This window comes from Neobacillus sp. NRS-1170, assembly GCF_050468025.1.
Window position 1 is genome coordinate 58,150 of record NZ_JBITPF010000066.1, and the last position, 24,911, is coordinate 83,060.

The window sequence follows — 24,911 nt, forward strand, 5'->3', positions numbered from 1 at the left end:
CGATCCTCCTTTTCTTATCGTTCATTTATATGCTTGTACTTATATGATTAGACCGCCAGACAGACATGATTTCGAGAGTCAAAAATCCCGCTTTATTAGCGGGATTTAAAGCTAATCCTTTACCTTTTCTTCTGGTTTTTCCTCTTTTGTTCCTTGCTCGTCTTTTTTAGCGTTTTCCTCAGATTCCCATTGTTCTTCTGGTGTTTTTAAATCCACAATAAGGAAATCGCCCTTTTTCAGTGGGGTTTTTGGTTTGATATTTTGCTGGTCGACATAACCTTTGCCCTTCGAATTTAGTTTCAACCCAGCAATGTTGGCTATTTTCATTACATCTCTTAAGGACCAGCCTAGCATATCTGGTGCCATAGACTCCCCATCCGTTTGAATAATAATTTTCTCACCTTCTAAAATAGTGGTTCCTTCCTGAGGCATTTGATTGACCACTTCATTGCCATTGCCTATAACAACGGGTTCTAGCCCTTGTGATTTGAGCGCTTTTACCGCTTCATCAACCGTCTGACCCTTGAGGTTTGTTATCTTATTGACAGTGGTTTTTTCAACTGTGGATGGCTGGATATTTAAATAGTGCAGACTATTTTTCATAACTGGGTTAAAAATCTCAGATACAGGCAAAGCCCCTTGACCGGTTCCATCAAGATCCGGCTGCTGAACAGCCACATAAACAATGAGCTTTGGATCATCCTTTGGTGCCATTCCTAAAAACGAGAACATATAATTGTCTGCACCTTTTAAATATTTCCCGTCTGGACCAGGGATATTGGCAGTCCCTGTTTTTCCGGCAACATCGTACCCATCTATTTTATAGCGAACTCCTGTACCTTTAGGTGATGTTACAACCGTTTCCAGAATGTCGCGGACCTTTTTTGCTGTTTCTGCAGAAATAGGAGTTGACACCACTTCCGGAGATTCCTGTTTAATTGTTTCTCCTGTATCATGATTGACAATTTTTTCGATTACATGCGGCTTCATCATTTTCCCGTTATTGGCGATTGCTGTAGCTGCTTGAATTTGTTGAATCGGTGTAATTGCTGTTCCCTGCCCATATGCCGTTGTAATCTTTTCAATTGGATAAGTGTATTGAATTTTCCCTGAAGTTTCATCCGGCAATTCAATACCTGTTGGTTTATCGAAGCCAAATTTCGTTAAGTATTCTCTAAACTTTTCAAAACCCAATTTTTCCTTTGCTATTTTTGCAAAGGCAACGTTTGATGAACGCTGGACACCTTCAAGGTATGTGATTGTCCCCCACCCTGACCCATTATGGTCGTGGATGGCCTTATCTTTGTTGGTTACCTGATAGGAACCAGACTTATATTGTTCATTAGGATTAAATTTATTTTCCTGAACAGCAGCTGCGAGTGTAAAAATTTTCATCGTGGATCCAGGTTCAAAGGAAGTTTCAACGGCTTCATTATGCCATCCATCCTCAATTCCTTCTTTTGTTTTTGGCTGGAACGATGGCCGTTGACCCATCGCTAGAATTTCTCCAGTTTTCGGATCAGCGACAATTGCAATAATTTTTTTGGGTTTATAATCTTTAGCTGCTTTATTCATCGCATCTTCTAAAAAGGTTTGAATCTTTTGATCGATGGTTAAATAAATATCATTTCCATTTTGTGCAGCTTTGATTTTTTCTTTCCCATCCGGGAGTATATATCCCCACAAATCGCTTTCATAATTGATTTCGCCATTTTCCCCGGTCAAATTCTCATTATATTCTTTTTCAATCCCCATTTTCCCAATCGATTTATACGTCCCATCCTTCTGCTCAATCCGGTCAGTATATCCAACTAGATGTGAAGCAAATACTCCGTTAGGATAAAATCGTTTCGAATCGCGGGTAAAAGTAATTCCCGGAAGTTTTAAAGCTTCAATTTTTTTCTTTGTTTCATGGGAAATATCTTTTCCGTACCGGCCAAACTCCACCTGAAACCGTTTCTTTTTTTTCCCGTCCGCTAAAATCTGATAAATATCTGATTCATCCAAGTTAATGTATTTAGCCAGTTCCTCTGCTGTTTTATTAAGATCTTTTACATGTTTCGGTTCTTTTGGATTCGTAGTCATTTTTTTATCGAGAATGGCAATTAATTTATAAGCATTCGTATCTTCAGCAACAACCTCACCATTGCGGTCAAATATAGTTCCCCTTGAAGCTTGTAAAATTCCATTCCGGCTATATTTTTGCTCCGCCTTTGCGGCGAGAGCTTGACCATCCACTTCTCCGGTAATTTGAATTGAAAAGAACCTGAATAATAATACAAAAAAGAGCAGGCCGAAGAATGCAAACAAACAGGCTGCTCCTAAATTCATATATGGCTGTTTTTTGTTCATTTATTCTGCACAACCTTGACGTCATTTTCATTTATTAAAAGACCCATTTTCTTTGCCTTTTCAAAAATCCGTTCGTATGAACTTAATTCACTGACTTGGTCCTGTAGATCTCTGTTTACCTTTTGCTGCTCTTCTACTTTCGTTTCAACCTTTTGAATATCCTGATTAATATCGTAAATTTTAGCTTGGTTTGAAATGAGGTGGACGGCACCGAAACACACTAACCCTGCAAAAGCCACCCCAATAATTTTTTCCCCTGGGGTGAGCCAGGATTTTTTTATTTTTATTTTTATTTGACTCCTGTCTTGGACTGTTTTTTCGACACGCTGCTGTTGCTCTAAACTCCTGGCAAGATTACTCATTCTTTCCCCTCCGGATTATTTTTTGTAAGTTTCTTTATAGTTTCTCTGCAATACGAAGCTTTGCAGACCTGGCACGATTATTTTGTTCTAATTCTTCATCTGATGGAAGAGTTGGTTTTCGAGTAACCAGCTTTAAAATGGGCTTGTACTCTTCTGGAATAATTGGTAAGCCTGGAGGTAAATCAGGGGTTTCACTTGCCTTTTTAAAGGCGGCCTTGCAAATCCTGTCCTCTAGGGAGTGAAAAGTAATGACACTTATTCTCCCTTCAGGGTTTAACAATTCTATCGCTTGGTTAAGTGATTTCTCAAAGACAGCCAATTCATCATTTACTGCAATTCTGATTGCTTGAAAAATTCGCTTGGCAGGATGACCGCCTTTTCTTCTGGCAGGTGCAGGGATTGCATCTTTAATCAGTTCAACCAACTCTGAAGTTGTTTCAATTGGTTTTACCATTCGGGCAGCTTCGATTTTTCGAGCAATTTGCTTAGAGAATTTTTCCTCTCCATATCGAAAAAAGATGCGAACCAAATCTTCATATGACCAGTGATTTACGACATCATAAGCTGATACTTCAGCTTCATTGTCCATCCTCATATCTAACGGGGCATCATGGTGGTAGCTAAAGCCTCTTTCCGGTGTATCCAGCTGTGGTGAGGACACTCCTAAATCGTAAAGAACTCCATCTACTTTATCGATCCCACGACTTTCTAGTTCTTCCTGTAAATACAAGAAATTGCTTTTAATAATGGTTAATTGTTCCCCGTATTGGGACAGCTTCTCTTTTGCATTTGCTATCGCTATATCATCCTGATCAAATGCAAACAGCCTGCCTCCTGCTTCAAGTCTTGAAAGAATAAGAGAGCTATGGCCTGCCCCGCCTAAAGTACAATCAACATAAATACCATTTGGCTTAATGTTTAAGCCGTCAACAGCTTCATCTAATAACACAGTTGTATGTTTAAACATATACGTACCACCTTTTCCAATCAAACGATTATCTGGACAGAAAATATATTAATATAACTTATCCATTATATATCAAAGCCAATCATATTTTCTGCAATTTCCGCAAAAGATTCTTCTGATTCTGAAAAATAATCTTCCCAAATCTGCTTGCTCCAAATTTCAATTCGATTGGAAACACCCAAAATCACACATTCTTTTTCCAGCTTCGCATATTGCAAAAGTGGTGCAGGGATATTGATTCTTCCTTGTTTATCCAATTCACTCTCGGTTGCACCAGAAAAGAAGAATCTAGTAAAAGCACGGGCATCTTTTTTTGTAAGTGGCAAGCCTTTCAGCTTTTCTTCAATCAGCTCCCACTCCGATAATGGGTATCCAAACAAACATTGATCCAAACCTCTCGTGATGATAAACATTTCACCTAGTTCATCACGAAATTTGGAGGGCACGATAAGTCTGCCTTTGTTATCAATGCTGTGATGGTATTCACCCATGAACATACCCATTACCCCCACTTTCTATAAAAAATGTACCACATTCCCCCACTTTTCACCACCTATTTTTAACTATTCGTTTTAAAATCATGAAATTCCTTTTTAATCCAATTAATTTTTTACAAAAAAAAAGAAAAACCCCACAAAAGAGTGAGGTTCTTCTACATTCTAATAACCTTATGGGTGCCGTCAAATACAAAATAGCCTGTCATGAGGTCATTAATAAAGTTCATACCATATCGATTTAAATAATAAAAAACATTCCAAACTCGTTCCTGAGGGTGGCCATCCGGTCTTAATGCAAGGTCGACACGAGTAAATTTATTTAAAATAACTTCATGTTTTAATTTAATGGCGTCTTCTAGTCTAGCTTGCATAAAACTAATTTCTTTTAACAAGTAATTTTCATTTTTCTTAAGGAGCGGCAGAAGGCCGCGATCCAGCTCAACTGTTTTCTCTTCTATTAACTGATATTGATTTTTTAGCTGTTCCATTGTTTGTAAAAATAATTCATCCATCTCTTTGTCTTTAATGGAAGAGAGAAAATGATCTTTTTCAAAACCTGTTCCACGCTGTAATATATCAATTAAATTTAATTTTAAATCTTCTAAATCAGTTTCAACAGAACGATCTAACAAGGTTAAATTCAATCTTGGAACAATAGGCGGCATTTTAATATTAAAATGCTCGAAAACAAGCTTCAATTCTGCCCAATAGGAAATTTCACCAGGGCCAGCAATGAAAGCAAGAGTTGGAAAAAGCCATTCCTGCATTAGGGGCCTCGTCACCACATTATTGCTTAATTTTTCAGGATTTAGAGCAGCAATCTCCATTAATTCTTCTCTTGAAAATGAAATTCCGCCACTTTTCCCCACAAATCGGTCTGCTCCACAATCAAATTCAAGCAAAATCCGTTCAGTTAATTTTTGATCATAGTAAAACAGATTAGCGTTATCTTCACCAGCTTCAATGGTAATCGGATACCCTTTTTTTCCAATTTCTCTTTGCTGTTCCAATAAAGAGAAAGTAATTGAATCATGATGAACGATTTGATTTTTAAAGAATTCTTTCTGCAGCATGCGAAAATCCTTGTCACCGGAATCGACTATGAGCAGTCCAAAATCCTTAAATAATTCCATGATAATTTGAGCAAAGAAATCGACAAAAGTTGTTGACTTCCTAATTTTTTCTTCCGCAAAGGCCAATAAATCATTACTATGATCCGTTTCACCGAAGTTCTCAATTAAATTCTTAACCCATTCAAGACAAGTATCCCTGTTTAATTGGATATCAGACACCATTTTCTTTTGAATTACTTTTTCCGGGTAGGTCCATTTATCCGCTTTTTGGTTAACTTGAACATACACATGGTTTACTTCTTGGAAATCATGGTCCTCTCCAGCAATCCAAAATACAGGAATAACAGGAATGCCAAGCTGCCTTTCCTTTTGCTCCGCCAATTTTATAATGGAAATGACTTTATGTATTGAATAGAGCGGTCCAGTAAGGATTCCGGCTTGCTGACCTCCAATAACCACTACGCTTTCATTTTGCTTCAGCTTTTCAATAGAGCTTTTAACCGCATCTGAAGATGGAAAACGCTCCATAAAGCTCTCAATATGAGCAGCAACCAGATGACGGGGGAATGACCTGTTCCTTAATTCATCTACCCTTCTCTCATCATCGCTTGATTCATTATACCGATAATGGAAAAATGGCTGAATCTCAGCAGATTGTTCCAAATAATTTGAAGCAAAGCGATTGGTTGCTGGTAAAGAGAGATTTAAAATCTCCATTTATGTACTCCCTTTCTGATCATCCAAATTCATTCTTTTACGAGTATACCACTTCCCACCATAATAAAAAAAAATATTTGCTTAATCTTTAGGTAGAAAAAGTAAATGTCAAGGCACGATGAATTAGCCCATATAATGTTAAGCTGATATAAAAAAAGAAAAATAAAATAAAATTAAAACGCCAAAAACCCTTCATTACTTTTTTGATGATAATTTCTTCCTTTACTTTCCAATGAACAAGAACAAACATCATCGCAATGACTATCATTAACAGTATTATTAACCAAAACAGTGATTTTCCCCAGATTGTTATGATTAAAAAATGGACTGAAAAGATGAATAATATGGTTGTATAATCCAATGCTTTATGTACTGATTTCCGCGTGTTTTTTGTCACCAATTTAAAAATTAAAAAAGTGAGCAAAAAACCTAAAAACGGCAGAGTAATGAAAAGGGTTAATATTGTTGAAATGATGCTGCTCAAATTAACACTCTCCTTTTTTCAATTCTTTCCCTTTAATCAAATAATATAAAATCTCTACTTGTGGGGCCGTCTTATTTTGTCTTTTCGCTTCCTCTAATAGATACCCTAGAATGGCATCAATCTCTGTCGGCCTGCCGGCTTCAATATCTTTTAGCATCGAGGAACGATTATTGGCGGTATTCTTACAAATATTAATGATTTGTTCGAAATATGGTTCTTGTTTTTCTATATTCAAAATTGATGTGACTTCTGTTAAAAGGTTTTTCATTGTCATATAAAAAAAATGATTTTGAATTAATTCTCCGTTTTTGACTCGCAAGATGGCTGTTAAGGGATTGACCACCACGTTTACAATTAATTTTTTTAAGAGCATATCGTGGTAATTTCTCTTCATGACCAGAGGAAAATCCTCTGGGGCAGTCTCTATTAATAAACCTAATGGTTCTGAATTCCCGTTGTATACAGCAACATTTGTTACACCATCACCATTATGTGTGACTGTATGTGAATTTTCTCTTAAGGCTCCATGCTCAATAGAACCGACAAAAATATTATGAGCACGAACTTGATCAAGCAGCTTTAAATGCCCCATCCCATTTTGAAGGAATAAAAGGTTTTTGGGGGTTTCTGGTAATTGATTAACTTTTAAAATAAGCTCAGGAAGTTGATATTGTTTCACAGTAATAATGGTAAAATCCTCTAATCCGCTCCATTCATCTATAGGAAAGGCTGGAACGAAAGACACCTTTCGTTCAAATCCTTTTTGAACTTCAATACCAAATTTGTTTATCTCAAATGCTTGCTCAGGTGTTCTTGTGTAAATTTTCACCTCAAAACTTTTGTTTAAGGAAGCAGCAAATAACAATCCAATTGATCCCGCACCGATTATTCCAATTTTCATAAGAATCCCTCTTTTTATCTTCTTTATCCAATTTTATCAGATACTGATGAAAGTCTGTTAGTAGCATTTTAAAAAAATTGGCGCTATTAACTTGGCTGTTGATTTGCGCTCCAGGCGCGAGCGGTTCGCTACAATCACCAGTCACAAAAACAACAATCCTTTAACAGAACATAAAAAAATAAACCCCTTTTCGACATTAATAGAAAAGGGGTTTATTTTTTATACAGGGTAAACAGGATGCTTACGCACGCTAAAGGTTAATTCTTTCGTTTCATAGTACGCAAAGCGTTGAATCAGAACATCTCTTAATTCTGACGGCGCCACGATTTCATCGACTATCAACTCGGAAGCAAGCTTATAAATATCAATATGCTCTTTATATTCTTTGTGTTTCTCTTGGACGTAAGCGATTCTTTCTTTTGGATCAGCAATTTCATTAATCTTATTGGAGTATACAGCATTAACGGCTGCTTCAGGCCCCATGACGGCAATTTGTGCTGTTGGCAAAGCAATACAGCAATCTGGTTCAAACGCCGGGCCCGCCATCGCATAAAGACCTGCTCCATAAGCCTTACGAACAATGACTGAGATTTTCGGAACAGTGGCAGAGCTCATTGCAGCAATCAATTTAGCGCCATGGCGGATAATGCCTGCACGTTCTACTTTTGTGCCAATCATGAATCCAGGTACATCTGCCAGGAACAATAGTGGAATATGGAAAGCATCGCAAAGCTGAATGAATTTTGCCGCCTTATCCGCAGAATCGACAAATAGAACTCCGCCCTTCACCTTCGGCTGATTGGCAATAATACCGACAGCTCTTCCATCAATTCTAGCTAATCCAGTTATAAGCTCAGGTGCAAATAACTTTTTAATTTCATAAAAACTAGCATTATCAACTAGTCTATCAATACACTCGTACATATCAAACGGGGCATTTTGGTTTTCCGGAATAATCGCTTCAAGTTTACGGCCTTCCTTCGCTTCAGTTCCATTCACCAATTTTGTTTTTTCTTTGAAGCTTGCCGGAAAATAGCTGATGTATTTCTTGGCAGATTCAATCGCCTCTTCTTCACTATATGCCAGGACATCACCGCAGCCGCTTACAGAACAGTGCATCCGGGCTCCGCCCATTTCCTCAAGTGTAACCTTTTCCCCAATTACTTTTTCCGCCATTCTAGGTGATCCAAGGTACATTGAAGCATTTTGATCAACCATGATGACGATATCGCAAAAGGCTGGAATATACGCTCCACCCGCAGCAGATGGCCCAAACAAAATACAAACCTGAGGAATCATCCCGGAAAGCTTTACTTGATTATAAAAAATCCTTCCAGCTCCGCGGCGGTTCGGGAACATTTCTAATTGATCAGTGATTCTCGCCCCAGCGGAATCGACAAGATAGAATAGTGGGACTTTCAACTTTTCAGCTGTTTCTTGAATACGAATAATTTTTTCTACTGTACGCGCTCCCCAAGAACCTGCCTTGATGGTAGAATCATTGGCCATAACACATACAGTCTGACCATGAATTTTTCCGATCGCTGTAACAACACCATCTGCTGGAAGATCTCCTGCTTTAAAATTAGCGAACTTCCCATCTTCTTCATACTTTCCGTCATCAAACAATAAAGCCAAGCGGTCGCGGACAAAAAGCTTTTTTTGCTCTTTGGCCTTCTCATGATATTTCGGATGGCCGCCAGCTTCGATTCTTTTTCGATTTTCATTTAATTGCTCATTTAACGTATTCGTTGTTGTCATTTAAGCTCCCCCTTAGAACCCTATTCTAGGACGATTAAAACGTCGCCTTCATTTACAAAGTCACCGATATTTACCTTTAATTCCTGAACTGTACCAGCTGATTCGCTCTCAATTGGGATTTCCATTTTCATCGATTCAAGCATTAATACCTCCTGGCCGGCATTAACCTGATCTCCTGAAGAGACAAAAACATTTAATACTGTACCTGCCATTGATGCTGTGATTTCTTTCATTCTCTAACACTCCTTATTTGACTAATTTTTTTGTTAAAAAGCTTGTGGTATAAGAACCATTTTGAAAATCTTCATTTGCGAGAATATTTAAGAATAAAGGGGCATTCGTTTTAATCCCTTCAATTTGTACGTGTTTAAAAAAGTTTTCCGCTGAAGCTAATGCTTCTTGACGGGTGTCTCCATGGAAAATACATTTTGCAATCATGGGATCGTAAAATGGGGTAACCGTACCGCCTTCCTCATAGCCTGAATCGACCCTCACATCTTCTGTTTCATTCCAGTTTAAAGTAGTAATTTTCCCTGGTGAAGGCAAAAAGCGAACAGGATCTTCAGCATACAATCGGAATTCAATCGCATTTCCTGACGAGTTAATTTCAGTTTGCATTAGCGGCAAAGTCTCACCTCTAGCGACGAGAATTTGCCATTTAACTAAATCAAGTCCTGTGATCATTTCGGTAACAGGATGCTCTACCTGCAGACGAGTATTCATTTCAAGGAAGTAGAAATTTTCCTGCTCATCAACAATGAATTCAATCGTACCTGCATTTACATAGTCTACAGCCCGAGCAGCTTTTACAGCTGTTTCAAACATTTTATTACGAACCTCGTCTGAAAGGAATGGCGATGGTGACTCTTCAACAACCTTTTGGTGCCTTCTTTGAATCGAACAATCCCTTTCAAAGAGATGAACAATGTTCCCAGTCTGGTCGCCAAACACTTGTACCTCGACATGGCGGCTCTCTGCAATATATTTTTCTATAAATACTTCTTCTGAACCAAAATAGGCCATTGCCCTTGATTTTGTCGAATCATAGGACCTAATGAGCGCTTGCTCATTTTCACACATCACCATGCCAATTCCGCCGCCGCCGCCGCTCGCTTTTAGCATAACAGGGTAGCCAATTTCATCAGCAAGTTTACATGCTTCATCAACCGTCTTAAGACCAAAACTGCTTCCAGGGACGACAGGAACACCTGCCTTCTCCATCGTTTGACGGGAAACAATTTTATCACCCATTAATTCGATTGTCTTTGACTTGGGTCCAATAAAAATAATTCCTTCATTCATTGCCTGTTCTGCAAATTTGGCATTTTCAGACAAAAAACCATAACCAGGATGAATCGCATCTACTTTTTCACTTTTCGCGATTTCTAAAATTTTATCAGCCTGTAAATAGGATTTGTTGACAGGAGGTTCTCCAACGCATACTGCTTTAGTTGCCGCTTTTACGAAAGGCATTTCTTTATCGGCATCGGAATAGATTGCTATCGTTTCAATGCCCATCTCATGGCAGGTTTTAATAATGCGAAGTGCAATTTCTCCCCTATTAGCAATTAATATTTTTCGCACATTTTTTCCCCTTTCATACCCCTATTCTTCCTCCAGTTATTAAATTTCTACATCATTCTCTGTTTTTCCTGCAAATTATGAAAACGGTTTCTCGTGTTTCTTAGAAGAATTTTTTTGATTTTTGTTATATAATGAGATTAACTCATTTGAATAATGCAAAAATTATTACCCTTTGTGTGTTCAGATATTATTGAATGTATACGAAATAGACGGTTATCATTTTAGGAGGTACGACGATGGCAGCAAAAGTGGAAAGACTAAAAGTTAATTTTAAAACGCTAGAAGAGTTTAAAAAATTTAAAGAGTATGGGATTCAAGAGTTATCCATGTTTGAAGACCTTGAAGCGAATATGGTTGATAATGATAGTGACTCACCATTTTACGGTATATATTATGGGGACAAACTAGTAGCCCGAATGAGCCTATATCAAATAGATGCTAAATTTGACCGCTATTTCTATCCGCCGCAGAATTATTTAGAATTATGGAAACTAGAGGTCTTACCTGATTATCAAAGTAAAGGCTATGGAAAACTTTTAGTTGAGTTTGCCAAAAACTTCGGTTTGCCAATTAAAACGAATCCAAGAGTAAAATCCAGCGGATTTTGGGAAAAAATGAACTTCAAAAATGTAGAATATGATATGGAACGTGACCGCGGAGAAAATCCATTAGTTTGGTACCCGGAAGGCGTAGAGGCGCAACATTAATAAAAGCGGACGTGTAGTCCGCTTTCTCTATTTTTCAATTCTTTCTAGATTACCGTTTTTGTCCATTTGAAATTTCACTTTTTGCTGGCGGTCCTCATCCTGTAATACAACCATTTTACGAGCTCTTTCCATAATTTCAATTAAAGAACGGTAGTCCTCTTCAATTGCCTTCAAATTTTTTGACAGTCTTTCATTTTCCGCAGCCAAATAATAAGTTTTCTTTTCCAACTCTTTGATTTTTTCAATAGATTTGTTTCTATCCTCTTCTACAGAGGATGATTGCTCCACTTTATTATGGAGTTCCTCTAAGAAATGAATCACTGCTGAAAAGGTAATCGGACTTTCTTGTTCGTTACTATGCGCTGATGATACGCTTTCGACTAGATCGAGATCCTGAATTGGCGTACCTTCACTTTCGACAGCTTGTATTTTCATTTCTTTTCTCTGTTTCTTCGCAAGCTCAATACCAGTTTTATATTGCTTTCGAACATACGAATTCCAGCGGAAACCACAGGCTGCTGAGGTCCTGGTAAGCTGTTTTCCTACCTCTTCAAACGCTTGCAGCTGTGTACCGCCTTCACGAATATGTCTTAACACCACTTCTGCGAGCAGCAAATCCTCGTCCTGAGACCACGCATCTTGTCGAGTTGGTGACATCAGAATCCCTCCTAGTGTTTTTATAATACATATGCATCTACTAGAAAAGATAGACTTAACAAGAGTGGTGTTTTATTCTTTATTTATTATTTTTTCCTTAAAAATTTTTGTACATATTCAAGATGGGCATCACTTTCCCATAGTACAGCACAATTTTTAACTTCTTCCTCTATTCTTTCTCGAAGATTAGTTTCCTCCCACTTCCTAGTCCACACTCTTTTATACGATTGTAATACCTTCCCTTCGTTGGATAATAGCTTATCTAGGAAGCGTTCACAAGCCACTAGCGGATCATTTTCAAAAAGCGCATCTATAAAACCATGATTGTTAAGATATTCTGCTGTTTGGAGCTCTGCCTCCATTAATAATTTCATGGCAAATGAGGCTGGAAGCTTTTCCGCAAGTATAGTTCCACCTCCCCAACCGGTGGTGATGGCCTGCTTCCCTTGAACAAACCCTGCTTTAACCCCTTTACGTGCCAATCGAAAATCACAGGCTGTTGCAAGCTCCATACCGCCGCCTACAGAGGACCCATTCATTAAAGCGACTGTCGGAATCGGCAAACTTAGCAATGAATAGAGAATATTGGACATTTTTGAAAGCATTGGATAGGCTTCCTCCTTGGTATGAAGAGAATGAAAGACCGATAAATCCCCTCCTGAACAAAAAGCGCGTTCACCATCACCAGTGATAACTAATGCCTTTATATCCCCCTGCATGGATTTTTTTATTGCTTCAGCTAACCCGTCCATTACTTCAAAATTTATGGCATTTCTTTTTTCATTTCTTGTAATGGTAAATAATAAATAACCCTTTGCCTGTTTTTCAATTATGTATGACATCTACAACATCCCTTCTTTGGAGGTAAGCTTGAAATGACAAAAGCACAAGGGCATGAGCGCTCCTTGTGCTTTTTATCGAAGTTGTAATTAGTCGTTAACTACGTCTTTTCCTTTGTATGTTCCGCAAGCTTTACATACGCGGTGAGCAAGTTTCATTTCACCACAGTTTGGGCAAGCTACCATACCAGGTACGTTTAATTTAAAATGAGTACGACGCTTTCTTTTTGCAGTTTTAGAAGTTCTTCTAAAAGGTACAGCCATTCTTCCCACCTCCTTAAAGAGTAATAAGAAAGTAATGAAGGCCAGGAATGCTGGTTCTTCACTTTGCTTCTTAGATTTGCCGATTATGAATCGGAAGAATTGTTTTCGTCAAAAAACTTGGCAAGCCCTGCTAGTCTCGGATCAATCTTTTTAGTCTGATCTTCTTCGTGAATAACTTCCCAATCCTTACCGGATTGAGGGGCAGCTTCATCACTATCGACATCATCACAGAAAACTTGCATTGGAACCTCAAGTAACAGGATTTCGCGAATGATTGGTTTTATATCAATCATATCACCCTTTACTTGATGTGATTCCTCTTCGGTTTCATATTCTGATCCTTGCAAGAGGAACGTTTCAGTTGTTTCGACATTAATCGGGAGTTTTACATCCACTAAAGTACGAGAACAAGGAAGAATTAAGTAACCATCTATTTTTAAATGAAAGGTCACTTTCGTTGAATCAATATCCCCCCGACCAGTAATATGCATCGGTGAGACTTCTCGAATGGATGGATCTGTTTCTTTAATCTCATCTACCCGAATAATTTCATCAATCAGAAAATCCTTGTTTCGATATTTTTGTAACTGACTTAATGTCCATTTCAAATGAATCACCCCAAGGCAACAAAGGTAATTATAGCCTTCGATAATATTTTTGTCAATGTTTTTTCTTTACACCTTATTAGGTGATTTTTACTAATAAGAATTTATCTTTACTAGTGTGTCCATTACTGCTTTTTACAAACGTCTTCACCATCTTAACATAATATTTGATTGGTTTCCTTATAATTTTGCTATAATGATAATAAATTTGTTATTAAGAATTTAGCTGTGTTAAACTTCTCTGTTGATTTGCGCACTAATCAACAGAGTTTCAAAAACACAATAACCTTTAACACAGCCAAGAATTTAGGTGGAATCAGATGAAAGCTGTTGGCTTAATTGTCGAGTATAATCCTTTCCATAATGGGCATGCCTTTCATTTACAGGCTGCTAAGGAAGCTTCGGAGGCGGATGTGGTGATTGCTGTTATGAGCGGGGATTTTTTACAAAGAGGAGAACCTGCTCTAGTATCAAAATGGCACCGAACACAAATGGCTCTCTTAAATGGAGTTGATCTCGTTTTTGAACTTCCTTACCGTTTTGCCGTACAAAAGGCTGAAACTTTTGCAAACGGTGCAGTCTCTATTTTGGATGCAACTGGCTGTGAGTCGCTATGCTTTGGAAGTGAAAGCGGAGATATTACTTTATTTCATCAAACAGTTGATTTCCTTGAAGAAAATCAAAAGGTCTTTGATGAAAATATAAAACGTTTTATCAATACTGGTGTCAGTTATCCAAAGGCTTTAGCAATGGCATTTGGGCATTTATCAGATTCAGAAAGTTATTTAGATTTGGCAAAGCCAAATAATATTCTCGGATTTCAATACATAAAAGCGATTCATAATCAAAAAAGTTCAATTAGACCGTTAACTGTGGCTCGAAAAAATGCTGACTATCATGACGAACATTTTGCTTCTGAAACGATAGCCAGTGCAACGAGTATAAGAAAGGCGATTTTTTCAGAAGAAGTCCGTAAGGCGGATATCAGTCAATATGTACCATTACCCACAAAACAGCTGTTAATCGACTATTTTCAAAAATATCGCCTGTTTCATCAATGGGAGAATTACTGGAGCTATCTGCAATTTCAGCTTATTCAAGTTACACCTGAACAGCTAAAAGAAATATATGAGGTAGAAGAAGGGCTTGAAAACCGACTGATTTCTGCAGCGATAGAATCCAATAGTTTCCATGAATTTATGCAAAAAATAAAAACTAAGCGTTATACATGGACAAGACTTCAAAGGCTTTGCGTCCATATTTTAACCAATACAAAAAAGACAGAAATCGCTGGACTATCAGATAAAGCACAATATTTAAGGCTCTTAGGCATGACGGAAACAGGAAAAGAATATTTAAATAGGAAGAAAAAACAATTCAGCCTCCCCCTTGTTTCTAAACTATCTTCCTATAAGGATAAAAACATAATTAATGATATTAAAGCAGCCCGTATTTACTCCATGGTGATTCCTGATTTCAACAAAAGTGAGCTGTTCCACGAAGAATTTAAAAAGCCGCCAATCTACATTAAATAGGCTGTTGATTTGCGCTCCAGGCACTTCGCTTTCCGCGGGCGGTCCGGGGAGACTCCTCGGCGTTAAAACGCCTGCGGGGTCTCCCCTGCCCCGTCCTCCCGCAGGAGTCTCGTGCCTTCCGCTCCAATCAACATCGTTTTTATTCAACAACGCCCTTTAATATGGCGAAATATAAAAAAGATGGTTTTCACCATCTTTTTTACTTTTCTGGAAGCTTTTCTAAAAAGGCAACGGCTTGATCAAATGTATCTATTGGAACTATTTTCATTTTGGTATGGATATCACGCGCTGTTTTTACTGCCGCTTTATAATTAGAATCTTTTGCACCTTTTTCATTCGGGGCTAAAAAGATTTCAGCACCAGCCTTGTCGGCAGCTACAATTTTTTGTTCAATTCCGCCGATCGGACCAACAGTTCCATCAACATCAATTGTCCCTGTTCCTGCTATTTGGTACCCTTTGGTTAAGTCTTCTTTCGTTAACTGGTTATATATTTCCAATGAAAACATCAGTCCTGCAGATGGACCGCCAATTTCGTCTGTTCTTACCTTTACATTTGGATTGACCTTAATTTCTTTATCATCCACAAGAGAAATTCCGATGCCTATTTTTTTCGGGTCCTCTTTAAATGGCTGCAGACCCACTTTTGCTGTTTTCGTTTCTTTGTTTCTTAAAAAGGTTACGGTAATCTCTTCCCCAGCAACTTTTTTACCCACATAATCAATAAATTTTTCCGATGATGAAAACTCGTGCCCATCCACCTTAAATATCCGGTCTCCAGCCTGTAATTTTCCTTCAGCAGGCATACCTGGCAGGACTTGCATAACATAAATCCCTTTATATTTATAATGTACTGGTAATTTAGCTTTACGGTATGCCACTTCAATGGCATTCAATTTCGAACCAGCCATTAAATGAAGCTGTCTTATATTATATTCCTCTTCTGTTTCTTTTTTGTTTAAAATCAAATCCACAGGGTAAATTTCTTCATATTTTCTGATTTTTGCCTCTAAATAAGAGTAAATATTAGCCCGGCCCATCCTAACCGTAGTCAGCATGAAGTTTCCTTCATCCTTATAACCATTATCAACCGATATGATTGGAGCAAGTTCTTTAGCCATCCCAGGCTTTGAAACATAATAAGGTAATGAATAATACATACCACCAATTAATATAAAAATAAGCAATAAGAACGATCCAATATATATTTTTTTACGCAAGCCAAATTCACCCCTTCCATTGTTCAATTTCAGTTTTAATTTGGTGTAGATGCTTTTTTGTTTCTTCTTCTCCCATTTTAATAATCTCTTCGATGTTGGTAAATGCACGGGAACTGTAATTTTCGACGGGCGGGCGAATCATAATAGTCGCAGCAATCTCTCGGCTGTTGACAATTTCAGCCTGCATAATATCAATACTTTGCATGATTACATCATAAATAGAGGTTATTTCAGCGTTACGCTTTACTCTTGAAACATCGACAGCAATGACGATATCTGCCCCCATTTCTTTAGCTACAGAAACCGGAACACGGTCAGAAACTCCGCCATCGACAAAGATTCTTCCATTATATTTTTCAGGGACGAAGATTCCCGGAATAGAAATGCTGGCTCTTACGGCTTCAGCGACTGCTCCCTGCTTGAAAACAACTTTTTCACCAGTTAATAAATCAGTTGCAACAATACCAATCGGTATCGATAATTCCTCAATATTTTTTCCATGAGTAAAAAGCCTGATAAATTCCTTTACTTTCTTTCCTGAGATTAAGCCCATTTTCGGAACGGTAAAATCTAAAAAATATTTCCGCTTAAATGCGGTTGATATTTTAAATAAACGGTCCAGGTCAATTCCAGCCCCATAAAAACTGGCGACAAGAGCACCCATACTGCTGCCTGCAATCAAATGAATGGGAATGCCAGCCTCTTTTAATGCCATAATGACGCCTAAATGAGCAAACCCACGCGCACCACCTGAACCCAGTGCCAAGCCTATTTTCGGGTGCTCCATATCCGTACCTCCTATATAAAAAAATGAATAATTTCAATGACCATAAAAATAGAAACTCGTTCAATCTTATGGTCTAAATTAGCGTTCTATGAGTATATTTGAGTTATATGGGACAAGGCATTTAAGAAGGAATTATTCCTATTTTATCATTCAAATCCTGGATTGGACAGTATGAGCATAAACAAACTCAGGGAAGGAGGGCCATACCATTGTTTCGTTCGAAACTTAAAACAGTCTTTTTATCTGTTTCAGTTACTATATTAGCAGCTTCACTTATTTCTTTCCCACAAGAATCCTTTGACGCCTCCATTCGCGGACTTAATATGTGGTGGGAAATTGTCTTTCCATCGCTTTTACCCTTTTTTATTGTTTCTGAAATGTTGATTGGTTTTGGGGTTGTTAAATTTATTGGAGTACTGCTGGAGCCCCTGATGAGACCGCTTTTTAAGGTACCGGGTGTTGGCGGTTTTGTCTGGGCAATGGGAATGGCCTCAGGATTTCCTGCCGGGGCAAAATTTACGGCAAGGTTACGCCAGGAAGGGCAGTTAACACAAATTGAAGCAGAAAGACTTGTTAGTTTCACAAATTCATCTAATCCATTATTTATCTTTGGAGCCGTTTCAATTGGCTTTTTTCATAATACCCATTTGGGAATTCTACTTGCACTCGCTCATTATTTAGGAAATATTTGTGTCGGGCTTATCATGCGCTTTTACGGAAATGAAACACCTGAGGAGGAAGCGAAGAAACGGAATAGCTCTAAAATAAGATCAGCTCTTTCCGCCCTGCATCAAACAAGGTTAAAAGATAATCGGCCCATTGGTAAACTTCTTGGTGATGCCGTCAATTCTTCCATTCAAACCCTTTTAATGGTGGGGGGCTTTATTATATTATTTTCCGTGGTCAATAAACTGCTTTATCATTTACATATTACTGCGGTACTGGCAAAAACGGTTGAGTTTCTTCTTTCCTCATTGTCTTTCCCGGAAATGCTAAGCATCCCGTTTATCTCAGGAATATTTGAAATCACCTTAGGAAGTCAGCTTACTAGCCTTGTTCATGAGTCAACATTACTGCAAAAGGCAATGATAACTAGCTTTATTCTTGCTTTTAGCGGTTTTAGTGTACAGGCACAGGTTGCCAGTATTCTTGCTCAAACCGATATCAGATTTAAACCATTTTTTATGGCTAGAATCCTTCAAGGAGTATTCGCAAGTATGTTTGCACTTGTTTTATGGAAACCCATCTATATCCGTTTTACAAATAACGAGCAGCCCTCCAACGCTTTACCAGTAGCTTTCTTCGGTGAAGGTACATGGACAAATCATTTTTACCATCGTTTAATAGAAATTGGACCGTTAATTACTATTTTTTCCCTTCTATTATATGTTTTGCTATTATTTTTCAGATTAAAGAAAAATTAATAATTAAGAGCTAGGCAAAGCCCAGCTCTTTTAATTTAGTTAAGCATTAAATTTTTTGTGCAATTCTTTTTCAACGATGGGCGGGACAAGCTCGGTAATCTTGCCATTGTATTTGGCTACCTCTTTCACAATACTCGAGCTTAAGAAGGAATATTGGTTGTTCGTCATAACAAAAAAGGTTTCAATATCCTCATTCAATACCCGGTTCATCGAGGTTATTTGCATCTCATATTCAAAGTCTGAAACCGCACGTAAGCCGCGAAGAATAGCGTTTGCATTTACGTTTTTTGCATAGTCTATGAGTAATCCCGAAAATTCTTCTACTTGTACGTTTGGTATATCCTTTGTAACTTCTCGGATTAGCTCAATCCGTTCCTTAACAGTAAATAGCGGATGTTTTGCTATGTTATTTAATACTACTACATAAACCTTGTCAAAAACTTTTGCCCCTCTGCGAATAATATCTAAATGGCCATATGTAATTGGATCAAAACTTCCTGGACAAACGGCAATACTTGCCAAAATGAATCCCCCTTCACTCTTCATTAATTTTTGAATAAATCGTCACTGCAATAATCCCATATTTTTCATGTTTAATTTGTGTAAAACTCCCTACCTTTTGAGGTAATTCTACGTCAAAACTATGCTCACAAATAATATTTCCATTTGTTTTGACTAATTCCTGCTCATCCATTTTTTCCATTAAACTGACAAGCTGCTGTTTTTTGTAGGGCGGGTCTAAAAATATATAATCAAAGCTGATTTCTCTTTTTATTAGGGCTTTCATAGCTCTATCTGCATCATTTCGATAGACCTCAGCTTTTTCTTCAAATTTACATGCCTTAATATTTTCGTGAATAACTTGGATTGCTTTCGACTCTCGGTCAATAAAGATAACCTTGTCCAATCCCCTGCTAAGCGCTTCCAAACCTAATCCACCGCTCCCTGCAAAAAGATCCAATCCCATACCACCGTCGAAATAAGGACCAATCATATTGAATATTGCTTCTTTGACCTTATCCGTAGTCGGTCTGGTTGAACTACCTGGAACTGCCTTCAAGGGTCTTCCTTTACAACTGCCTGACACCACTCTCACAAATATATCACCACATTTTTATCAGATAAATAATCTTTTTCCATCCTATCATATTTTTTGCCTGAATTGAAATTTTATAAAATAATACGTATAAGCTTTTTGGTGTTGGAAATAATGATATTAACAACATCAATTCGAGGATGTTGTTGCCAACCGCGGAGAAGACTTACGTTTCCCCATAAGTTCTTCCTCCGGTTTCTCCTCTCCCTTTGCCTTCTATCCTATTGTTAGGATATAGAAGGACCCTGTAGAATTTTTTCTACAGGGTTTTTTTCTTTTATCATTCAAAAAATAGACAAGAAGTGATAAAGTATTGATGAAATTAATTGTATAAAGGAGAGTTTTTATTGATTCAGCGCTTTATTGAACTTGGTGAAGGGTATTCTGATTTATATGAACTAATAGAGCTTGCCAAAGCAAATCAGCATCGCCTGCAGCTTATGATGGCACTCCACACTAAAATTGAAGATAAGGAAGTTACCTCCTTGGTTGTTGGATTAAAACCTACAGACCCAGGAAAATTTCAAGCACTTTATATCTGCCGGGAAGGAATCCCCAATCCCAACTATACAGAAAACAAAAGATATAATCTTTTTGCACAAACGGCTAGGGAAATTGGTAAAGAAATATATCAATTGTCAGTAAAACCTTCTTCTCTATTTCATGAAAAAGATTTATTCTATCAGTATTTAATTGGAATCCTTAGATTGAATCATTATATCGTTCCACTTCAATAAGAAAGGTGAGGCAAACTAATGCCTCACCTTTTTAAATGCCCATTTTATAATCATACTCTTTTGCTTTATCTGGAGAAGAATTCTCAAATTCCATTTTTAAAAATGGCTTATAAGAAGGTTCTACCCGCTTTACAAATGAAAAAGAATTCAGCTTTTCCATAATTCCTTCTACATCTTCTAGATTGCAATATAGGACGACATATTTAAGCTTCTTTGAAACGTAATGTACATTTCCGAAGCGTCTTAGCATTTTAGCCTGTTTTAAAGAGTATAGCCAAACCACTAATCCTTGTCTTTGAACAAACATACTTTTTACCCCTTCAGATAAACCATCATTTTACATAAGTCTAGCATATTAAAACATTATATTTCAATTTAAACTTTTCAAAAAGCTTTGTAAAAGGGAAAAAAAATCAGCTCCATACAAAGCTGATTTTTTCATCCGCAACCACAGCTTCCTCCGCCGCCGCAGCCGCTGCCATGGCCGCTATCAAAAAACGGATTGCCTGTCGGTACCTTGATATGTTTGGACACTGAACCGCCAATTAACATGCTAATTTCATCCAAAATAGCTTGCAAATCATTCTCTGCTAACTTGAATTCTGCAACCAGCGGGTCTAAATCCATTTCCCTTTTGTATTCACGAATTTGGGTCATGACCCTTTTATAGTCAGGATGGTATTTCCCAAATCGCTGTACCTCTTCATATAGCTCCTTTAAGTTGACAAAGCGATTAATTTTCCGCTGTGTCTCCTTATTGTTTTGCATTTTATATAAACAAATCTGATAATGTTCTACAATTTCGGATTCTAACACCATTTTGGCTAACTGGTCTGCTTGATCCAATAATTCAATTCTCTCTAAAGTAGCAAGCATTTACGCTCACCTCCAAAGCCATTTTACCATGAATGATTGGAGAAAGACAAAATTTCCGTTTATTTAGGGATATTTACCATAAATTCCTTGTCTAAACCGTATGGATCATTATTTAATTTAACGACTTCAAGCTTAAATGTATGGCTGCCAGGAGAAAGATTTTTTATGATAAAGGCTGCAGAGGCGATTTCTAAATTCTTTTTTCCATCAACCCAAACCACCATTTTGCCCACTTTTTGCTTCTTATGGTCTGATTCTCGAAAACTAATTCCTGTCACGATACACTCGACCATAACTTGATTTCCTTTTGTATGGTGCTTGACATAAAGGGATGGAATTTCTTGTTTATTAAACCCTAGTATAAATACGCTCAATAACATAATTAGTCCTAGTGGAATAAATCTTTTCACGCCTATCACTCCTTCTATTCCTGTATTTTTCGCCTTCTTATCATTTTTTAGTCTTGAAGTAGAAAATAAAAAAACCACACCATTTGCATGTGGTCTTTGTTAGTTTTGATTTTTCATTGCCTGAAACATGTTATACATCATTGAAGCCATTTGTACACTGTTCGAAAACTTTTCAACCTGGTCAGGAATCGTCTTTCTAAAATAATGTAATGACGCCACCTCAAGTGCCTGCACGTCATAAGGATTTCTTGACAGCTTTCGGTACCATTGCGGCTGCTCTCTAACAAATCGTTTTAAATCCTTTTGACTTTCTAAGTATTCAAGAACATCTTTACGCATACCTTATCGTCACTTCCTTTAATCTTTTCTAAATGAAAACGGATGTTTAGGACCTTCTGAAGGCTTCGCTGAACCAGCTGCAGAACCATTTCCTTGGAATTGTGAAATTACACCTTGAATCGCACCGAGTGCCTGACTTAAGTTATTAATGTGATTTTGCATTTGATTTGGATCCATTTTCTTCACCATGCCGATAACACTTGACATCCAGTCCCCCTTGGAATCCGAACTTGCTTCAGGTTCGGGGCTTTTTTCTATACCAGATGTTTCCCACCGTTTATCTTCTTCGCCCAATAAGTACCAGTCTTCATATAACTCCTGCCAAGTTGCTTTCCCATTCCTTACCTCTTGAATGATATTTGGATTGTTTTTAACAAATTCTTTAAATTTTAATACGGATGGGTGCAAATTTTTTTGCGTCATATTTCTCACCTCTGCCCATAATCATCGCCAATAATACAATATGAAAAATAATTTAAAATGTGAAACCTCTTATCAAGGTGAAAATATTTATTAATATGCTTGTAAGTGGTAATATGACTTAAGAAAAAGATTTGAAAGAGGTAACAAGTATGAAAGATGAACTGCGTCAACTTTTAGAAAACTGCATCGAAACGGGATCAGAGGAAGATTTAAAAGCACTGTCTTTCCTAATGGAAGGAGTTCAACGGAAGATTAATCGCCAAAACAAAATCTATCTGGATGGGATTCTTCATATGGAAAGGAAAATAGACAATCAATCTTGTGAAATAACTATTCCACTTAATCCTACGCTACATAATAACCTGGAAATTGTCCATGGCGGAATAACTGCCACTGTAATAGACACTTCGATGGGAACCTTGGCAAATTATCTTCTCCCTGATGGATATGGTGCTGTGACCAATCAGCTTAACATCCATTATATTGCTCCAGGTCTCGGTGAACAGCTTCGCTGCAGAGCCGAAATTGTTCACTATGGAACAAAAACAATAGTGATTTCGGGAGAGGCTTACCGTAGTGATGGAAAAAAAATTGCCCATGCTACAGGGACCTTTTTTATTATTAAAAAATAATCGTGTGGGGAGATTGATTAAAAATGGTTACCGCCATTCTCATTCCGATTATTTGCCTTTATTTTTATTGGCTTACACGGAAAGAAAGGAAAGAGCATGACAAAAAATGGCTTTCCATGAGCCATGTGCATCCAGAAGCGGTTATAACGGGGAAAATTAAAAGCATTGTTGAGGAGAAACAGCGCTTTTATTACCACAGATACATTTTTGTACAGATCCTTCAAATCCAAACAGATACAAAATTAATTACGGCTAAAAAAATAACCCCCATTACACAAAGTGTCATTACCGAATCATCTTTTCAAATTGGAGAAAAAATTCGTGTATTTGGAAAATGGGACGGGAATAAATTTTTATTTAGTCAATTTGAGAAACATGAAGAAAGGTGACAAGCGATTGTCACCTTTTTTTGGTAGTTTATTGTTCAACCTTTTGAATAAAGTTTTGGGTATAGTATTTCTTATAAACACCTACTCCAAGATGTGTATAGTCTTTATTTAATAATGATTCACGATGTCCCTTACTATTAAGCCAGCCTTCCACTACTGCAGGTCCATCTGTATAATTGAAAGCAATATTTTCTCCAGCCGATTGGTAGGCAACTTTTGCGGTTTTAAGCCGATTAGAAAGGTCTCCGAATTTCTTGGATGTATGGGAGAAATCATTGTTATCCGACATATCCTTACTATGACCAAAAGCCACCTCTGCCGTCGGAGTATCCCATTTTAAAGGTTTTAATTTGTGTCTTAAGCGCAATACATTGGTAAGATCAAAGATCTCTTGTTCATTACCGCGTTCGATCTCTTTCCACTTGTTTTCATCAGGTGTTGGAGGTTCGATTAACTGCCCGCGGTAAACAAGTTCATAAGGACGCTGCTTTATAAGCGTGTCCGCATTTATAAACCTTACACTTGAAAGATTTCCTGTAAACTTATCGATATATAGTTGGGCATAGACATTCCCTAACTGAACAATGGGCCTTAGATTTAAATCTGTATCATTTAATTCGAAACGGTATGAATTTCCATTTAGATCGATATTAATATTTGTATCAATATATTGGGTATTAAATATTTCCTCTACTGGCTGACCTATCTCAAAAGGAGCGACATCCAGATTTTCACCAATTGCATAGATGGTCACAACTTGTTGATTTTCAACACCTATTTGTAAATACTTATTATAATCCTGGTTATAGATATACCATTGATAGCCATACAGTGTTTCATCAATTCGAGCTGGTTTCCCTAATTCATTTTCAAGGGAAGAAATATCCTTGCCTATTAATAATGCCAATCCTTGTTTAGGCATTTCAGAAGCTGTTTTATTACTTGGCTTAGTATCAGGATTCTGTTGTAACCCCGATTGTTTCATTTCAGATGTATGATCTTCTTTTATCAGAACCTTATCTTTAGGTTTATCATTAATACTGGCATAGAATCCAATTGTTAAGAACACTGCTGACAGTACTAAGATCCTTAACAGAGCTTTCAGAGGCTTTCACCCTCTCTATTACTTTTTCTATCATTATATGTATTGATAAAATAATTATATCATCAATAACATGTTAAGTAATAGTTATTATCATAAATGTCTGATAAATGAACATTAAAATAAATAAAACAGGTACAATAGTACCTGTTTTATTATCAAATTTCTATTT

30 protein-coding genes are annotated in these 24,911 nt (G+C 37.4%); 6 read left to right on the top strand and 24 right to left on the bottom strand.

Annotation, left to right across the window (positions count from 1 at the left end; all coding sequences use genetic code 11):
• Positions 1 to 111: 111 nt before the first annotated feature.
• The 10 genes from ACIFOT_RS24295 to ACIFOT_RS24340 all read right to left on the bottom strand — a co-directional run bounded on the left by ACIFOT_RS24295 (position 112) and on the right by ACIFOT_RS24340 (position 10,698).
• Entirely contained in the window at positions 112 to 2,352 is a 2,241-nt protein-coding gene (locus ACIFOT_RS24295) for a penicillin-binding protein (protein WP_430068963.1), read from the bottom strand.
• Positions 2,349 to 2,714: a cell division protein FtsL gene (ftsL, locus tag ACIFOT_RS24300; RefSeq protein ID WP_430068966.1), complete on the bottom strand. Its 366-nt coding sequence runs from the start codon at positions 2,712 to 2,714 to the stop codon at positions 2,349 to 2,351. Before ftsL ends, ACIFOT_RS24295 begins: the two co-directional genes overlap by 4 nt.
• Positions 2,715 to 2,748: 34 nt before the next feature.
• A complete protein-coding gene (gene rsmH, locus ACIFOT_RS24305; protein WP_430068969.1) occupies positions 2,749 to 3,681 on the bottom strand; it encodes a 16S rRNA (cytosine(1402)-N(4))-methyltransferase RsmH in 933 nt (310 codons plus the stop codon).
• A 65-nt stretch (positions 3,682 to 3,746) separates the two neighbouring features.
• Positions 3,747 to 4,178, bottom strand: a complete 432-nt coding sequence (mraZ, locus tag ACIFOT_RS24310; RefSeq protein ID WP_289982362.1) for a division/cell wall cluster transcriptional repressor MraZ — start codon at positions 4,176 to 4,178, stop codon at positions 3,747 to 3,749.
• A gap of 155 nt (positions 4,179 to 4,333) precedes the next feature.
• On the bottom strand, positions 4,334 to 5,968 hold the full coding sequence (gene bshC / locus ACIFOT_RS24315; RefSeq protein WP_430068972.1) for a bacillithiol biosynthesis cysteine-adding enzyme BshC: 1,635 nt from the start codon (positions 5,966 to 5,968) through the stop codon (positions 4,334 to 4,336).
• 88 nt (positions 5,969 to 6,056) lie between these two features.
• Positions 6,057 to 6,452 carry a DUF3397 domain-containing protein gene (locus tag ACIFOT_RS24320; RefSeq protein WP_430068975.1) on the bottom strand — a complete coding sequence of 132 codons (396 nt, stop codon included), beginning with the start codon at positions 6,450 to 6,452 and terminating at the stop codon, positions 6,057 to 6,059.
• Between the two features lies 1 nt (position 6,453).
• Positions 6,454 to 7,353 carry a 2-dehydropantoate 2-reductase gene (locus ACIFOT_RS24325; RefSeq protein ID WP_430068977.1) on the bottom strand — a complete coding sequence of 300 codons (900 nt, stop codon included), beginning with the start codon at positions 7,351 to 7,353 and terminating at the stop codon, positions 6,454 to 6,456.
• Between the two features lie 219 nt (positions 7,354 to 7,572).
• On the bottom strand, positions 7,573 to 9,114 hold the full coding sequence (locus tag ACIFOT_RS24330; RefSeq protein WP_430068979.1) for an acyl-CoA carboxylase subunit beta: 1,542 nt from the start codon (positions 9,112 to 9,114) through the stop codon (positions 7,573 to 7,575).
• Positions 9,115 to 9,134: 20 nt separating this feature from the next.
• Positions 9,135 to 9,347, bottom strand: coding sequence for an acetyl-CoA carboxylase biotin carboxyl carrier protein subunit (locus ACIFOT_RS24335; RefSeq protein WP_430068982.1), 213 nt, complete (start codon positions 9,345 to 9,347; stop codon positions 9,135 to 9,137).
• Positions 9,348 to 9,360: 13 nt separating this feature from the next.
• Positions 9,361 to 10,698: an acetyl-CoA carboxylase biotin carboxylase subunit gene (locus ACIFOT_RS24340; protein WP_430068985.1), complete on the bottom strand. Its 1,338-nt coding sequence runs from the start codon at positions 10,696 to 10,698 to the stop codon at positions 9,361 to 9,363.
• Positions 10,699 to 10,934: 236 nt separating this feature from the next.
• Between ACIFOT_RS24340 and ACIFOT_RS24345 the strand changes: the two genes are divergently transcribed.
• Entirely contained in the window at positions 10,935 to 11,405 is a 471-nt protein-coding gene (locus ACIFOT_RS24345; RefSeq protein ID WP_430068988.1) for an N-acetyltransferase, read from the top strand.
• 27 nt (positions 11,406 to 11,432) lie between these two features.
• Here the strand turns inward: ACIFOT_RS24345 and ACIFOT_RS24350 are convergent, their stop codons facing one another.
• The 4 genes from ACIFOT_RS24350 to ACIFOT_RS24365 form a co-directional block, all read right to left on the bottom strand.
• Positions 11,433 to 12,062, bottom strand: coding sequence for an RsfA family transcriptional regulator (locus ACIFOT_RS24350; RefSeq protein WP_430068991.1), 630 nt, complete (start codon positions 12,060 to 12,062; stop codon positions 11,433 to 11,435).
• An 86-nt stretch (positions 12,063 to 12,148) separates the two neighbouring features.
• Complete coding sequence (locus tag ACIFOT_RS24355) at positions 12,149 to 12,904, bottom strand: enoyl-CoA hydratase/isomerase family protein (RefSeq protein ID WP_430068993.1); 756 nt, start codon at positions 12,902 to 12,904, stop codon at positions 12,149 to 12,151.
• Between the two features lie 87 nt (positions 12,905 to 12,991).
• Complete coding sequence (gene rpmF, locus ACIFOT_RS24360) at positions 12,992 to 13,165, bottom strand: 50S ribosomal protein L32 (RefSeq protein ID WP_066318102.1); 174 nt, start codon at positions 13,163 to 13,165, stop codon at positions 12,992 to 12,994.
• A gap of 83 nt (positions 13,166 to 13,248) precedes the next feature.
• On the bottom strand, positions 13,249 to 13,773 hold the full coding sequence (locus ACIFOT_RS24365) for a YceD family protein (RefSeq protein ID WP_430068995.1): 525 nt from the start codon (positions 13,771 to 13,773) through the stop codon (positions 13,249 to 13,251).
• A gap of 317 nt (positions 13,774 to 14,090) precedes the next feature.
• Here ACIFOT_RS24365 and ACIFOT_RS24370 point away from each other — a divergent pair, with 317 nt between their 5' ends.
• Positions 14,091 to 15,305: a nucleotidyltransferase gene (locus ACIFOT_RS24370; protein ID WP_430068998.1), complete on the top strand. Its 1,215-nt coding sequence runs from the start codon at positions 14,091 to 14,093 to the stop codon at positions 15,303 to 15,305.
• 199 nt (positions 15,306 to 15,504) lie between these two features.
• Here ACIFOT_RS24370 and ACIFOT_RS24375 read toward each other — a convergent pair whose 3' ends face one another.
• On the bottom strand, positions 15,505 to 16,524 hold the full coding sequence (locus ACIFOT_RS24375; protein WP_430069000.1) for a SepM family pheromone-processing serine protease: 1,020 nt from the start codon (positions 16,522 to 16,524) through the stop codon (positions 15,505 to 15,507).
• A 7-nt stretch (positions 16,525 to 16,531) separates the two neighbouring features.
• Positions 16,532 to 17,311: a patatin-like phospholipase family protein gene (locus tag ACIFOT_RS24380; RefSeq protein WP_430069003.1), complete on the bottom strand. Its 780-nt coding sequence runs from the start codon at positions 17,309 to 17,311 to the stop codon at positions 16,532 to 16,534.
• A gap of 209 nt (positions 17,312 to 17,520) precedes the next feature.
• On the opposite strand from ACIFOT_RS24380, the gene ylbJ reads away from it, so the two are divergent.
• Positions 17,521 to 18,735, top strand: coding sequence for a sporulation integral membrane protein YlbJ (gene ylbJ / locus ACIFOT_RS24385; RefSeq protein WP_430069006.1), 1,215 nt, complete (start codon positions 17,521 to 17,523; stop codon positions 18,733 to 18,735).
• A 39-nt stretch (positions 18,736 to 18,774) separates the two neighbouring features.
• Here ylbJ and coaD read toward each other — a convergent pair whose 3' ends face one another.
• The gene (gene coaD / locus ACIFOT_RS24390) at positions 18,775 to 19,257 is read right to left on the bottom strand and encodes a pantetheine-phosphate adenylyltransferase (protein ID WP_430069009.1); all 483 of its coding nucleotides are present in this window, start codon (positions 19,255 to 19,257) and stop codon (positions 18,775 to 18,777) included.
• A 13-nt stretch (positions 19,258 to 19,270) separates the two neighbouring features.
• A complete protein-coding gene (gene rsmD / locus ACIFOT_RS24395) occupies positions 19,271 to 19,831 on the bottom strand; it encodes a 16S rRNA (guanine(966)-N(2))-methyltransferase RsmD (protein WP_430069012.1) in 561 nt (186 codons plus the stop codon).
• A 347-nt stretch (positions 19,832 to 20,178) separates the two neighbouring features.
• On the opposite strand from rsmD, the gene ACIFOT_RS24400 reads away from it, so the two are divergent.
• Positions 20,179 to 20,568, top strand: a complete 390-nt coding sequence (locus tag ACIFOT_RS24400) for a DUF7147 family protein (RefSeq protein ID WP_430069015.1) — start codon at positions 20,179 to 20,181, stop codon at positions 20,566 to 20,568.
• Positions 20,569 to 20,599: 31 nt separating this feature from the next.
• Here ACIFOT_RS24400 and ACIFOT_RS24405 read toward each other — a convergent pair whose 3' ends face one another.
• The 5 genes from ACIFOT_RS24405 to ACIFOT_RS24425 form a co-directional block, all read right to left on the bottom strand.
• Positions 20,600 to 20,875 carry a YlbG family protein gene (locus ACIFOT_RS24405; RefSeq protein WP_430069017.1) on the bottom strand — a complete coding sequence of 92 codons (276 nt, stop codon included), beginning with the start codon at positions 20,873 to 20,875 and terminating at the stop codon, positions 20,600 to 20,602.
• Positions 20,876 to 21,006: 131 nt separating this feature from the next.
• Complete coding sequence (locus tag ACIFOT_RS24410; protein WP_430069020.1) at positions 21,007 to 21,444, bottom strand: YlbF family regulator; 438 nt, start codon at positions 21,442 to 21,444, stop codon at positions 21,007 to 21,009.
• 59 nt (positions 21,445 to 21,503) lie between these two features.
• A complete protein-coding gene (locus tag ACIFOT_RS24415) occupies positions 21,504 to 21,854 on the bottom strand; it encodes a hypothetical protein (RefSeq protein WP_430069023.1) in 351 nt (116 codons plus the stop codon).
• Positions 21,855 to 21,953: 99 nt separating this feature from the next.
• Positions 21,954 to 22,193, bottom strand: a complete 240-nt coding sequence (locus ACIFOT_RS24420) for a YlbE-like family protein (RefSeq protein WP_430069026.1) — start codon at positions 22,191 to 22,193, stop codon at positions 21,954 to 21,956.
• 18 nt (positions 22,194 to 22,211) lie between these two features.
• Positions 22,212 to 22,616 (bottom strand): YlbD family protein, encoded by a 405-nt coding sequence (locus ACIFOT_RS24425; RefSeq protein WP_430069029.1) that lies wholly within the window; start codon positions 22,614 to 22,616, stop codon positions 22,212 to 22,214.
• Between the two features lie 149 nt (positions 22,617 to 22,765).
• Here ACIFOT_RS24425 and ACIFOT_RS24430 point away from each other — a divergent pair, with 149 nt between their 5' ends.
• Together ACIFOT_RS24430 and ACIFOT_RS24435 are read left to right on the top strand one after the other, a co-directional pair.
• On the top strand, positions 22,766 to 23,248 hold the full coding sequence (locus tag ACIFOT_RS24430; RefSeq protein WP_430069032.1) for a PaaI family thioesterase: 483 nt from the start codon (positions 22,766 to 22,768) through the stop codon (positions 23,246 to 23,248).
• 23 nt (positions 23,249 to 23,271) lie between these two features.
• Positions 23,272 to 23,637, top strand: a complete 366-nt coding sequence (locus tag ACIFOT_RS24435) for a hypothetical protein (RefSeq protein WP_430069035.1) — start codon at positions 23,272 to 23,274, stop codon at positions 23,635 to 23,637.
• 28 nt (positions 23,638 to 23,665) lie between these two features.
• Here ACIFOT_RS24435 and ACIFOT_RS24440 read toward each other — a convergent pair whose 3' ends face one another.
• The gene (locus tag ACIFOT_RS24440) at positions 23,666 to 24,715 is read right to left on the bottom strand and encodes a CAP domain-containing protein (protein WP_430069319.1); all 1,050 of its coding nucleotides are present in this window, start codon (positions 24,713 to 24,715) and stop codon (positions 23,666 to 23,668) included.
• Between the last annotated feature and the right edge of the window lie 196 nt (positions 24,716 to 24,911).